Origin of the sequence: Paenibacillus sp. FSL R5-0914, from assembly GCF_038004525.1 — a bacterium.
Classification (GTDB): domain Bacteria; phylum Bacillota; class Bacilli; order Paenibacillales; family Paenibacillaceae; genus Paenibacillus_AQ.
This window is the reverse complement of sequence record NZ_JBBORH010000003.1, coordinates 579,712-592,507: the sequence shown is the minus strand read 5'-3', so window position 1 is coordinate 592,507 and position 12,796 is coordinate 579,712. Positions and strand designations below refer to the sequence as shown.

At 42.7% G+C, this 12,796-nt stretch carries 11 protein-coding genes; 2 read left to right on the top strand and 9 right to left on the bottom strand.

Annotated features, from left to right (window positions below):
- Nucleotides 1-9 precede the first annotated feature (9 nt).
- The 5 genes from MKX60_RS26020 to leuB form a co-directional block, all read right to left on the bottom strand.
- Nucleotides 10-1,515: a leucyl aminopeptidase gene (locus MKX60_RS26020; protein ID WP_143764134.1), complete on the bottom strand. Its 1,506-nt coding sequence runs from the start codon at nt 1,513-1,515 to the stop codon at nt 10-12.
- Between the two features lie 123 nt (nt 1,516-1,638).
- Complete coding sequence (locus MKX60_RS26015; protein ID WP_076298229.1) at nt 1,639-2,745, bottom strand: ATP-binding protein; 1,107 nt, start codon at nt 2,743-2,745, stop codon at nt 1,639-1,641.
- Between the two features lie 368 nt (nt 2,746-3,113).
- Nucleotides 3,114-3,521 carry a hypothetical protein gene (locus tag MKX60_RS26010; protein ID WP_042125131.1) on the bottom strand — a complete coding sequence of 136 codons (408 nt, stop codon included), beginning with the start codon at nt 3,519-3,521 and terminating at the stop codon, nt 3,114-3,116.
- Between the two features lie 229 nt (nt 3,522-3,750).
- Complete coding sequence (locus tag MKX60_RS26005) at nt 3,751-4,290, bottom strand: peroxiredoxin (RefSeq protein WP_042125130.1); 540 nt, start codon at nt 4,288-4,290, stop codon at nt 3,751-3,753.
- 161 nt (nt 4,291-4,451) lie between these two features.
- Nucleotides 4,452-5,534, bottom strand: coding sequence for a 3-isopropylmalate dehydrogenase (gene leuB, locus MKX60_RS26000; RefSeq protein ID WP_042185740.1), 1,083 nt, complete (start codon nt 5,532-5,534; stop codon nt 4,452-4,454).
- 228 nt (nt 5,535-5,762) lie between these two features.
- Here leuB and MKX60_RS25995 point away from each other — a divergent pair, with 228 nt between their 5' ends.
- Nucleotides 5,763-6,743, top strand: coding sequence for an aldo/keto reductase (locus MKX60_RS25995; RefSeq protein WP_042125126.1), 981 nt, complete (start codon nt 5,763-5,765; stop codon nt 6,741-6,743).
- An 80-nt stretch (nt 6,744-6,823) separates the two neighbouring features.
- On the opposite strand, the gene MKX60_RS25990 is transcribed toward MKX60_RS25995, so the two are convergent.
- From MKX60_RS25990 to MKX60_RS25975, 4 genes are all read right to left on the bottom strand, one after another.
- Nucleotides 6,824-7,915 (bottom strand): DUF4097 family beta strand repeat-containing protein, encoded by a 1,092-nt coding sequence (locus MKX60_RS25990; RefSeq protein WP_042185736.1) that lies wholly within the window; start codon nt 7,913-7,915, stop codon nt 6,824-6,826.
- 17 nt (nt 7,916-7,932) lie between these two features.
- Complete coding sequence (locus MKX60_RS25985; RefSeq protein ID WP_042185734.1) at nt 7,933-8,430, bottom strand: hypothetical protein; 498 nt, start codon at nt 8,428-8,430, stop codon at nt 7,933-7,935.
- 80 nt (nt 8,431-8,510) lie between these two features.
- Nucleotides 8,511-8,963, bottom strand: coding sequence for an anti-sigma factor family protein (locus MKX60_RS25980; RefSeq protein WP_042125121.1), 453 nt, complete (start codon nt 8,961-8,963; stop codon nt 8,511-8,513).
- Entirely contained in the window at nt 8,960-9,520 is a 561-nt protein-coding gene (locus MKX60_RS25975; protein WP_042125119.1) for an RNA polymerase sigma factor, read from the bottom strand. The genes MKX60_RS25980 and MKX60_RS25975 overlap by 4 nt, the downstream gene beginning before the upstream one ends.
- 112 nt (nt 9,521-9,632) lie before the next feature.
- Between MKX60_RS25975 and MKX60_RS25970 the strand changes: the two genes are divergently transcribed.
- Nucleotides 9,633-12,728, top strand: coding sequence for a hybrid sensor histidine kinase/response regulator (locus MKX60_RS25970; RefSeq protein ID WP_076286333.1), 3,096 nt, complete (start codon nt 9,633-9,635; stop codon nt 12,726-12,728).
- The last annotated feature ends 68 nt before the right edge of the window (nt 12,729-12,796 follow it).

Sequence of the window (12,796 nt, the reverse complement as noted above, 5' to 3'; positions counted from 1 at the left end):
AAGAGCTAATCATTCGCTTTCGCTGAGCAACCACTGAACCAATGTGCGAACCATGACTCCTGTACCGCCTCTAGGATTAACTCCACGTTCTTTAGAAAGAAATGCGGTTCCAGCAATATCTAGGTGTATCCACGGCAGACCTTCCGCAAACTCACCTACAAATAACCCAGCGGTAGTGGCTCCCCCGAATCTTCCTGCGGTGTTACGGATATCGGCCACTTCGCTCTTTAGCATTTCGCGGAATTCCGGGTAAGCCGGAAGCTGCCATATTTTCTCACCCGAAACATTAGCTGCTGTCAGAAACTGCTCCATAAATTCCTCGTTGTTAGTAACAGCACCTGTAGCTATATCTCCTAATGTCGACAACACTGCACCTGTCAGCGTAGCGACATCAATAACTCGTTTCGCTCCCCATTCCCGAGCATAGGTCAGCGCATCCCCAAGTACAAGTCTGCCTTCTGCATCGGTATTCAATACTTCTATGGTTCTTCCGCTCATTGATGTAATGATATCCCCGGGTTTAAAGGCATTAGCAGATGGCATATTCTCAGCGGATGGAATGACCATTACGACATTAATTCGTGGACGTAATCGGCCTAATGCCTCCATGACTCCAAGCACAGCCGCTGCGCCTCCCATATCACTGATTAACTCTTCCATGCCTGGGGCTCTTTTTAAGGAAATTCCCCCTGTATCAAAAGTAATCCCTTTACCGACCAGCCCCACTACATTATCCCAGTGCCCCGTTCCCTGGTAACGGATGACGATCATTCGAGGAGGGTTTACACTTCCTTTTCCGACTGCGAGCAATCCGCCCATTCCTTTTTGCTCAATTTCTCGTTCATCCAGCACTTCGGAAGGAAATCCATAACGTTCAGCAACTTCTATAGCGGCCACAGCAAGGTCAGATGGAGTCAGCAGATTGCCGGGCATATTCGTCAAGTTCCGTGCCAGATTCGTAGCCTCACCAAAAGCCAGCCCTCTCTGCATGCCCAGATTCCAGTCACGCTCGAAAGTATCCGCTGGCTTCTTCTCGATAGTAAAAATAACCGAGTTTGGACCTATATATTGAGATTGCTCCTGCTTATAGGTGGGACGACGATAGGAACCAAGTGACAACCCCTCAGACAACGCATAGGCAATAGATACGATATCCTTATCTTCTGTTAGCTCCTGAACACCTTCAGGCAACTGAAACACTAGCTGTATTGCCTTCAATCGAAGTGCTGCACGTGCTATCTGAACCGCCATTTGACGTAGGTCTTCAGTACTAATTAATTGGTCCCCTTTTCCAACTAAAATAGCTACAGGACAACCAGATGGATAATCTAATGGCAGTACATAAGTCTGATTCAGCTTCCCACTAAAGAGACCTGACTTTCCTAATAATCGAATTCTGTCATTCCACCTCTCTGAGAGGCCTCCATGTTGGGCTTCCGACTCAGAGATGATAAGAATAAGGGCATCACCCTGTATTTCATTAATGGCACTGCCACTATTAAATTCTATATTCATTGTGTCTACCTCCATTTGTCTCCCAAAACCAACCCCCATTGTAACATAAGCAAGGCCGATCTCTGCATCTGTATTATCCGCAGGGATCAGCCTCTTAAACACTTTATATTCTATTCGAATGTACTAATGGATTAATGGCAATGAGATTACAAAATGAGTACCTTCGTTAACTCTACTACTGACAGAGATACATCCGCCATGATTTTTGATGATTCGGTCACTCACGGATAGCCCGAGCCCAGTCCCATTCTCCTTAGTTGTAAAAAATGGACTAAATAACCTGTCCAGTGTACGGATATCCATTCCCTTTCCGTTATCAGAGATGAACATACGGACCTCAGAACCCTCTCTGTGGGCTCCAACCTCTATTATACCCATTAGACCATCTGCTCTATCCGCAACGGCCTCCATAGCGTTTCTAATCAGGTTGAGGACTACCTGTTTCATTTGTTTTACATCTCCAGAAATCATCATATCTCCCTCCTGAAAAGGATGTAGATTGATCTGGCAACCTTTCATCAGGGCTTCGCTCTCTGTAAGCAGCACTACTTCCTTGAGTAAAGCTGACACAGGAATCATCCCCACTTGAGGAACTGACGGCTTGGAGGAAGTAAGGAATTCATGAATGATATCATTGGCACGATCGATCTCTGCCAAGATTATCTTGCCGTATTCCTGCTTCCCAAGCTGCTGTAGATGCGGGTGAAGCAATTGAATAAATCCACGAATTGCAGTTAATGGATTCCGGATTTCATGTGCAATAGATGCAGATAATTTACCTAGCATAGCCAAACTATCGTTCTGGTAAGCCGTTTGCTCAATCAACTTATAATCGGAGATTTCTTTAACTGTAAACAAATAACAACCCTTCATTTGTTCTCCACAGCATAGTGTAACCTTCCAGTAACGGCCATACTCGTCTAAAAATTCATAATTTGATTTTCCTTTGTATACCATCTCTCTATAGCTTTGCAGTACTTGCTTTTTCTTAAAGCGGCTTAGTCTAACGTTAGATAATAGGTGTGATATTGTACAGCCGACAAGGGAGTGACGGGTTAATTCTAGCATCCCGTACATTTGCTTATTTACAAAACTTATAACTCCCTCTTCATCAAAAAGCATGATTCCGCTGTCAATATTCTCTAGTACATCCTCGTATGTAGTATCCACAGGCCCTGACTGATAGGTTCTTCCCGGTAATAGAAGACTTTCTTGATATTGGCTAATCACGATACGAAGTTCCCCCTTTTACTGCATTTGACGAAGACGCTAAAGCGACATCAAATTACTATGTATTTGAGTATATGACGAAGCCGCCAGAACATTCGGTAATCGTTGCACTTTTTCCAACCGGTTCAATTATATTCCAATCATATCCAAGTGAAGTAGACAACGCAATCAGAGAAACTGTCGAATGATAAAAAAATTCATAAAATGATTCCAAAGACATATAAAAAATCACATCTAATTATATATATTACTATTAATTCGTTCAATTGATTTAAACACGTTTAAGAAAAATTTAGAAAAAGCTAAAAGCCCTCGCAGTTGCGAAGGCCTTGATAAAGAAATGGGTCAGACCCAAATTGTAAATAATCTTACGCTTTCTGTTGCAGACGAAGGCGTCTTTGACTCATCACAGCTAATCTTTTCTTCAATTCCCGTTCCCACTTCGTATCCTCAATCTGTTTGGCTACAGCAAGCAGGTCAAGCGCCATATCGATCTGACTCCGCACAATAGCTAGAGGCTCTTCACTCTCGATGTTAATGACATTCTCGAATATTGCAGTTTCGTCTTCCATGACATAGTCCTGAAAATCCACATCAGTAACACCGTCTCCATGTGCGTATTCCGCCAAGATCTCATACTCGTTTTCGACCTTATAGTGAACCTCTACACGATGACATACCGGACAAAAAAGCAGGGGAACATTATGGACTTGCGTGCGATAATGTTTAAGGGTTCCCTTTGTTCCTACCATACTCGCTCCACAGCAAAAGCTCATATTTGTTCACCCTCCTTAGAATAACTAACCCATCTGAGTTTTTATTATTGTATTACATTACCCCAATGGAGATTCCTCCACTCGAGGACATAATATAACTTTTCACGCCTATTTTCAAATCCATTTTTTATTTAAGTCTTTTTTGGTGCAAAAAACCTCCATACAGAAAAAACTTCTGCAAGGAGGTCGAAATCAGAATATCAAAGATCAGATAATAGCAGAACAACATTTAAAGGTTTCTGTCACCTGGTTTCCAGTTCATAGGGCATAAGCCACCAGATTGCAGGGCTTGCAGGACACGAAGTGTTTCTTCTACGCTGCGACCTACATCATTGTGATTAACGACCTGATATTTCAATTCACCTTCAGGATCAATGATGAACAATCCACGCAATGCAATACCTTCTTCTTCAATCAGAATGCCGTAGTCTTTAGCAACTTGTTTAGTAATATCAGCAGCAAGCGGGAAATTCAAACGGCCAAGACCATTCGAATCCTTAGGTGTATTGATCCATGCTTTGTGGCTGTGGATCGAATCTACACTTGCGCCGAGAATTTCTGTATCAAGCGCTTCGAACTGCGCAGCTGCTTCACTGAGAGCTGTGATTTCAGTCGGACATACAAAAGTGAAGTCCAGAGGATAAAAGAAGAATACCAGCCATTTGCCACGATAGTCGGACAGACTTACTTTACCAAAATCCTTACCATCACCTGATACGGTTTGCATAGTAAAATCTGGAGCTGGTCTACCTACTAAACGTTCAGCCATTGCCAAAATCCTCCTTTGATTATGTAAGAAACCAACCATTTCTTGTCGTGATATGCTGGAATAATTTACATCTTGTCTACATATCAAATGGTATCATCGTACAAAATCAAAGTCAATCTTAGACAAATTCCCCTATAATCGTAATTAGAAATTAGATTTTATTATGCTTTGCGGATAGCTGCAACAATCAGGTCGCCCATTTCAGATGTACTGATCGCTTTGCTCTTATCTACGGCGATATCACTTGTACGGTGTCCTGCATCCAATACTTCAGCTACTGCAGCCTCTATCGCAGCAGCCGCATCCTCATAACCAAAGGTTAAACGGTACATTAGTGCTAAGGACAGGATTGTTGCAATCGGGTTCGCAAGTCCTTGTCCGGCAATATCAGGTGCGGAGCCGTGAACGGGCTCGTAGAGACCGTAGTTACCATCGCCCATCGAAGCGGAAGCAAGCATACCGATAGAGCCTGTCAACATCGCAGCCTCGTCGCTCAGAATGTCACCAAACATGTTCTCGGTAACGATAACATCAAAGCTAGCTGGACGACGCAGCAGCTGCATTGCGCAGTTATCAACGAGTACATGCTCAACCTCTACCTCAGGATATTCTGGAGCAATCTTATTTACGACCTCACGCCATAAACGAGAAGTTTCAAGTACATTCGCTTTATCAACACTTGCCAGCTTATTGCGACGCTTGCCAGCAATCTCAAAAGCCTGACGTACAATTCGTTCCACTTCCATTACGTTATATACACAGGTATCCACTGCTTCTTCACCATGTTCACCTTGACGACGCAGTTTATCTCCAAAATAAATCCCACCAGTCAGCTCACGAACGACCATAAGATCGGTACCTTCCAGCACTTCTGGCTTCAATGTCGAAGCGTCCTTAAGGCAATCGAATACGACTGCTGGACGTAAGTTTGAGAACAATCCAAGTGCTTTGCGAATGCCAAGCAATCCGGTTTCAGGACGAAGCTCCTTAGAATTGTTATCCCACTTCGGTCCGCCTACAGCGCCCAGTAATACGGCGTCAGCACTGCGACAGATTTCCAGTGTATCTTCCGGCAGCGGTGTGCCTCTTTCGTCTATTGCAATGCCTCCAAAAAGAGCGTGCTCCGTTTTAAAAGCATAACCAAATACTTCTTCCGTTGCTTTCAATACTTTTTCTGCTTCAGCTACTACTTCAGGTCCAATACCGTCCCCTGCGATTACGGCGATTTTTTTAACCTCACTCATCTCAGTCACTCCTCAAGTGGTCTGCTCTAACAGACATAGTTCTTCTTTATATTGTTGTATCATACCCAGTCGTAAAGGACAAAGATATAGATTCTATTGAGTTGATAGGCATAGCCTATAATTCAATGAGATAAGACAACTTATTCAAATTGCCGCTTCATATTTGCTCTTATTTCTGAAGATGTTTACAATTAAGTTGAAATCATCTACCTAAGGAGTGAATACGAAGTGCAATATGCTAAGCTTGGCAAATCCGGTATGAAGGTCAGTCGGCTATGTCTCGGAACAATGAACTTCGGCCCACAAACAGATGAACAAGAAGCCTTCCGTATTATGGACGCTGCACTCGACGCAGGTGTTAATTTTTTTGATACCGCTAACATTTATGGTTGGGGTGAGAATTCCGGTTTAACAGAAACGATTATTGGTCGTTGGTTTAAGCAAGGTGGTGGGCGACGTGAAAAGGTCGTGTTAGCTACCAAAGTATACGGTGCAATGAGCGATAAGCTCGATGGGCCTAATGATGAGGGTGGACTATCATCTTATATTATACGCCGCCATCTAGAGGGGTCTCTGCAGCGTCTCCAGACCGATCATATTGAATTGTACCAGATGCATCACGTTGACCGTAGTGTCTCTTGGGACGAGCTGTGGGGGGCTTTCGAGCTTGCTGTAAACCAAGGAAAGATTGGTTATGTCGGCTCCAGTAACTTTGCGGGATGGGATATCGCTGTAGCCCAACAAGAAGCGAAGGCACGTGGCTTTTTAGGTTTGATTTCTGAGCAGCATAAATACAGCCTCACCTGTCGCCTTCCTGAACTTGAAGTATTACCCTCCTCTCTCCATCATGGATTAGGCGTTATTCCTTGGAGCCCACTGGATGGAGGTCTTCTTGGACGCAATGCACTTAAGAAAATAGAAGGCAGCCGCAGTGGAGGAAATGCTGAGCGCGTAGAGCAATACAAAGATCAGCTTGAGGCTTTTGCAAGCTTATGTATGGAGCTTGGGGAACCACAAGATAATGTAGCACTAGCATGGTTATTAGCCAATCCTGCTGTAACCGCACCAATTATTGGACCACGCACACTAGAGCAATTCGAGAGTGCACTGCGCAGTCTTGAGATTGTGCTAGATGAATCTGTCCTTAAACGTTTAGATGAGATCTTCCCAGGACCGGGCGGAGAAGCTCCTAAAGCTTACGCTTGGTAGTTTTCTTATAATTTGAAAAAGGGAGCTAAGGCTTCAGCAGAACCAATCGCTGAAGCCTTAACTCCCTTTATTGTTCGTACTTATTCAGCTGTATCCACGGTTACACTTCCATTACTCGTACTTAGGTCCACAGTATAAGTTCCTTTACCAAGAATGGCAGTGCCAAAGCTGTCCCCGTCTAGATCCCAAGGGACATTCCCCTTTAGTGAGCCATTGCTAGTATCCGCTGTAATCTTCGCATCGGACACAGTTGGCAATCCCACCGTAATCTTTCCGTTACTAGACGAACATTTCCATTTTCCAGTCACTGCTGAATTAATAGTGATCTTGCCGTTGCTGCTCTTTGCGGTCAACGCTCCATCTATATTATCCAATATAATCGCACCATTAGAGCTTTTGAGCTGCGCTCCACCTTGGATGTTCTGAACAGTCAGTGAGCCATTGCTGGTATCTGCTTCAACTCCGCCAGCAACATCATGAATATTTATAACCCCATTACTAGTGTCAACCACTAAGCCAGACTTTAAATCCCAGGCTTCTATTGACCCGTCACTAGTATCTACCTCAACAGCAAGGCTGCTAGGTACACTTACATTTAAATAAGGACTTTTAGTATTAAATCCAAACTGAATATTAGAGAACCAATTATGATCTGTATCAAGCTCCATAATCAGTGTATCTCCCTCAGTTTTAACTTTCCATTTCTTTTCCAACGCACTTTCGGCTTCACTTTGCGATTTTCCAGGTAGGAGTAAGCTTCCCTCATAATCCAATGAGCTTCCATCTATTCCCTCGACCTTTACTTTTCCACTTGGAAGTACGATTTTCAGCGTTGTAATATTGTCTTTCACTTCGACATTGCCGCTTAGTGGAGTTAAATGTGTATTCCCGATTAAACTGCTAAGTGAGCCGCCGGCCATTACGCTCTGTGCACTGCTTGCTCCAACCAACAGGATGATCAATAGGATTGCCCAACCGCTCACACGACTTTTGGCATCGGATTTGATAAACAATCTTAGCAACATCTCGAGTCCGAACAAGATCAACAGTGCTGGCCATAAATAACCAAGTACTTCATAGCTGATCATATTATACTGAGCCATCACAATAATGACACCAAGTGCAATGCAGCCTATAGCTGCAGTAAAACTCCCGATTTTCCATCTCCCCATAGTCAAATCCCCGTTTCTTACGCTCTCGTATTGTTTCTTAGCATCTTCAGACCGTACGCAATCAGACCCAGTGATAGCAAGATCGTACCAATGTTAATCTCAATTAACATTCTCCAAAGCGTCGGAAATGCTGAGATCACCAGCATAAGGAAACCGGCAACAACACATCCAACACCAACCCAAGCCGGATTCACATCTTCATGTGGGTAACCCGGCATAGAGGACATCCCCATCGTCCAAGGTTCTCCGAAGCTGTCAGGATGGAACATCATACGCTCATGTTCGGCAGCAGTTATTTTCATCCAAGCCGCTTTCTGCAGGGCATCAAACAATTGGTAAAACCATAGTGCAGCTAGCGCAAAAGGGAAGATCATGGGCTCAGACGGAATAAACATAATACATAAGGAAGCCCCGATCATAAACTGCAGCCCCTGCTTTTTGAAACCTAAGTACAAATGACCTACACCAGGAACCATAGCTAGCATAAAAGTGAGCCAACGTCTCTTCTTAATCATAATACATCCTCCTAAAATTTGGATAGCATAAACTTTTCAGTTTACCTGAATCCATCTATTATTTATAAATCTCTTTATGACTATTTTCTAAAACCACCAAACCATTGGGTCACCGAATTCGACACATGACCATTAATTTCAGTAATCCCATAAGCCAAATTCTCAAAAACGCCAAACTGTAACAATAAGAAGCTCAAGCAGGCAGCCACCGCATAATGCATCCAAGATGTTCTAGGAGCATAGCGACGTCTTACGCTTGTCGCTTTAACCGCTCGCTCTCTGCGTCCTGTTTCGAGCTGCTCGATATGGGCCATAACACCTGCTGCGAGATCTGGAAAGTCCATCTGTTCATGCTGATATTCACTGTCCGTTTCCATTTCTGACCAAAGAGCGGACATTTCCTTAGCTTCCTCCAGCCACTGCGCGCAATCAGGACAGGATTGTATGTGCAACCGGATACTCAGCTCCATATCTGGAGACAGTAGGCCGTCAATGTAATGTGGCATCCATTCCTTCACTATTGCACAATTCATCGCAATTCCTCCCTTTGTCTACGCATCATCTGTCTGGCACGATAAAGCTGCGATTCGATAGTCTTAACGGAAACACCTTTTTGCTCCGCTATCTCTTGATAAGAATTTCGCTGAAAATAGTACAGCTGTACGACCGACCGGTACGGTTCCGCAAGGCTGTTCACATTCTCACCCAGCTCAGCTGATTGTTCCTGCTCTAGCACCTCTTGCTCTGGTGTTTGAGACGTTACCCAATCATTCTCAGTGTAATCAGCTGCACTCCGATGCCTCCACTCCCTATCATTGGCCCGTTTCCAGTCCAGACAGGTTCGATAGGCTATCCGATAAAGCCATGTCGAGAAGGTAGACTGTCCTCTGAAGGAGGGGAGCGCTTTGTATGCTTTTATAAAAACCTCTTGGGCCATATCTTTGGCCGATTCGGCTTCTCCAGTAATCTTGACGCACACTCTGTATACCATGCCTTGATAACGTGTCACCAAATGCCCAAAGGCCTGATGCTCACCGTTCAGCACAGCAGAAATCCATTCCGCCTCTTCCAGCTTTCTCCCCTCCTTCACCTACATAACGTTAGACGCCAGCCAATTCTAATCCCCTGCAACTTTTTTTTAATTTTTGAAATATTTTTGGGAAAGGAATATATTGTTTTTTGTCGAATAATGTTTAATTACTATGACTAAAAGAAAACTCTTTCTAATTATCGTGCTATTTCTTACTATACTTACTGGATTTCGCTTCCTATGGGTTTGGGCATCGCCTCATGCCATACAACCACAATTAGTCAAAGGAGTTCTCGATTTACGGAATAAAGACTTAAATCAAGACAAGCTCTTTACCTTAAAAGGCCAATGGGAGTTCTATCCTAATACGCTGCTTCCCACTTTCAATAAAGAATCTCTAAACAAAGCTCCCCCTAAAAAATATATACAAGTCCCGGATCAGTGGAACGATGCCATTCATAATGGCGAAAAGTCTGCTTTTGGCTACGGCTCTTATCGGTTACGGATTCTTGTAGATAAAAAAGAAAAGCAGTCTTATGGCATACTCATATCCGGGGTTCGGACTTCTTCGGAAATATATATCAATGGTGAACTACTGGGAAATTCAGGTTCTCCATCTGCCAATAAAGAAGACTATGTTGCTCGTGTATTACCTTACTCCGTATCTTTTACAACGGATAAGACTGAGATTGAAATTGTGATTCATGTATCCAACTACTCTTTATCTCATACAGGCGGTATTTTTAAACCCATTTTATTTGGTAACGAAAAAACCTTAACACATCAGCGGATCGTTTCCATAGGCCTTCAACTGTTATTATGTGTAGTACTTCTACTTCATGCAGTCTATGCAGCAATATTATATACCATTGGTCCGCGGCAAAAGATGTTGATCTATTTTTTTCTGTTGGTAATTTCCGCTATAACTACAGTACTCATTGATGATGACAAGCTTTTGCTGCATATGCTTCCCTTAAACTACCAATGGAGCTTAAAACTATTAATCATCTCTAATATTATGGCTTTTATATTCATCTTACTGACAAGCAAGCAACTAATGTTCCAGAATTTAAAAATTAAAAGCGTTCGGATCCTGACCAGCTTATCCTTGGTACATATCCTTTTCATACTGCTCGGTCCCGTTGTCCACTATTACGAATCATATACGCTTCTTTTTTTCATCAATATATTCGTTCTATCATTAGAAGTTGTAGTTCTCTTTCTGAAATCTGCGCTTAAAAACAACGATGGCTCTATTTTTCTATTGCTATCTATCCTAGCCATCATTAACAGCAATCATTGGGGATTGTTCAAAAATTTCGATCTGGTTGACGTTACCTATTATCCTTTCGACCTGATTATTGCCTTTTTATGCTTTGCGACTTTTGGGTTTAAGCGCTATTTCTGGAATACTAAACAGACTGAAAATCTGGCAAAAAGCCTGCAAAGAACCGTTACGCAAAAGGATGATTTCCTAGCTAATACCTCTCACGAGCTGAAAAACCCCCTACATAGCATCATTAATATTGCTGAGACCGTCTTAGACAGTGAGAGAGACTCTTTAATGCATCAGAACGCAAGTAATCTAGAACTGCTAATTACCGTCGGAAGACGTATGTCTTTACTGATAAACGATCTTCTAGATCAATCACAGCTTCGTGAAAGCAACATTCAATTACAGTTAAGAAATGTTCCCATTCAATCCGTAGCTGTTGGCGTACTCGATATGCTCAAGTTCCTAACGGAAGGTAAGCACATTACACTAATCTCGGAGATTCCCGACTCGTTTCCTTCTATTGTGGCAGATGAGAAAAGACTCATTCAGATTTTGTTCAATCTGCTTCAAAATGCTGTGAAATATACGAGTGTAGGCTCAGTTAGGGTCCATGCGGATATTCATAAAGGTGTGGCGCGCATCCATATTACGGATACTGGCATTGGAATGAACGAGGAAACACAGCTTAGAGCCTTCCAACCCTATGAACAGGGTGACTCAAGCGTGACAGCAATAAGTGGTGGAATTGGATTGGGCTTAAGTATTTGTAAACAGTTAGTTGAACTTCACGGTGGAGAGATTAGCGTAAAATCTTCACTTGGCAAAGGCTCTACTTTTACTTTTACTATGCCTCTATCCGATTCAAACATTCAAAAATTCAATTTAGAATTCTCAACAGTGACTGAATACACGGACAAACTATCTCATATTAGGCTATCCGAATTTAACACTACATCTGCTACTTCAACGGATGGAAGAAGACCTAAGATTTTGGCTGTTGACGATGACCCGGTTAATCTGAAAATCCTTACTAGCGTACTGTCCATCAAAGACTATGAAATGGTTACGGTAACCAGTGGAATTGATGCTTTAATAAAACTGGATACTGATCAATGGGATTTAATCATTACAGATGTAATGATGCCCCAGATGTCCGGCTATGAATTAACACAGAGAATTCGTGAACGTTTTACTATAGCTGAGCTTCCTATTCTACTTCTGACCGCACGTAGCCAGCCGGAAGATATCTACACCGGATTTGTTTCGGGCGCGAACGACTATGTAATGAAACCCATGAACGCTATGGAGCTAAGAGGACGGGTACGTTCGTTAACAGACTTAAAACAGTCCGTAAATGAACGGCTTCGTCTGGAAGCAGCATATCTTCAAGCGCAAATACAACCACATTTTTTATTCAACACATTAAATTCTATATCTGCTCTGGCATCTTTTGATACACAGCGTATGGGTCACCTTATTGATGCCTTTAGCTCTTATTTACGCTTAAGCTTTAACTTCTTGAACGCTGAGCCGATGATACCGATTGAACACGAGCTTGAGCTTGTCCGTGCCTATCTGTACATAGAGAAAGAGCGCTTTGAGGACAGGATGACCATCAACTGGGAGTTAACAGAAAATCTACATTTCCAGTTACCTCCCTTGACCATTCAGCCACTCGTTGAAAATGCCGTTAGGCATGGTATATTAAGCCGCTCCAAAGGAGGTACGCTTTCAATATCCATCAAAGAACTAGCTGATGACATCGAGATTACAATCGCTGATAATGGTAAAGGTATGACTTCCGAGCAACTTCAGCAACTGCTGAGCAGTCAGTCTAATGTAACAAGAGGGATTGGATTTCTTAATACACATAAACGCTTGTTACGTGTCTATGCTAAGGGTTTGCAAATTAAAAGCAAGGAAGGGCTAGGTACTTCAGTAAGTTTCATAATCCCTTCTGAAAAAAGAAATATGAATCACAAAAATACCTAGTCACAGACAGACTATAATGAACCGAAAAATAAAGAAGAGTTTATTGTTTTTTGCTAAAAAATACTATA

Excerpts from the sequence above, each read along its gene's own strand:
- MKX60_RS25970 (WP_076286333.1), top strand. The coding sequence starts at position 9,633 with ATGACTAAAAGAAAACTCTTTCTAATTATCGTGCTATTTCTTACTATA.
- MKX60_RS26005 (WP_042125130.1), bottom strand. The coding sequence starts at position 4,290 with ATGGCTGAACGTTTAGTAGGTAGACCAGCTCCAGATTTTACTATGCAA.
- MKX60_RS26010 (WP_042125131.1), bottom strand. The coding sequence starts at position 3,521 with ATGAGCTTTTGCTGTGGAGCGAGTATGGTAGGAACAAAGGGAACCCTT.
- MKX60_RS25980 (WP_042125121.1), bottom strand. The coding sequence starts at position 8,963 with ATGAATTGTGCAATAGTGAAGGAATGGATGCCACATTACATTGACGGC.
- MKX60_RS26020 (WP_143764134.1), bottom strand. The coding sequence starts at position 1,515 with ATGAATATAGAATTTAATAGTGGCAGTGCCATTAATGAAATACAGGGT.
- MKX60_RS25990 (WP_042185736.1), bottom strand. The coding sequence starts at position 7,915 with ATGGGGAGATGGAAAATCGGGAGTTTTACTGCAGCTATAGGCTGCATT.
- leuB (WP_042185740.1), bottom strand. The coding sequence starts at position 5,534 with ATGAGTGAGGTTAAAAAAATCGCCGTAATCGCAGGGGACGGTATTGGA.
- MKX60_RS25985 (WP_042185734.1), bottom strand. The coding sequence starts at position 8,430 with ATGATTAAGAAGAGACGTTGGCTCACTTTTATGCTAGCTATGGTTCCT.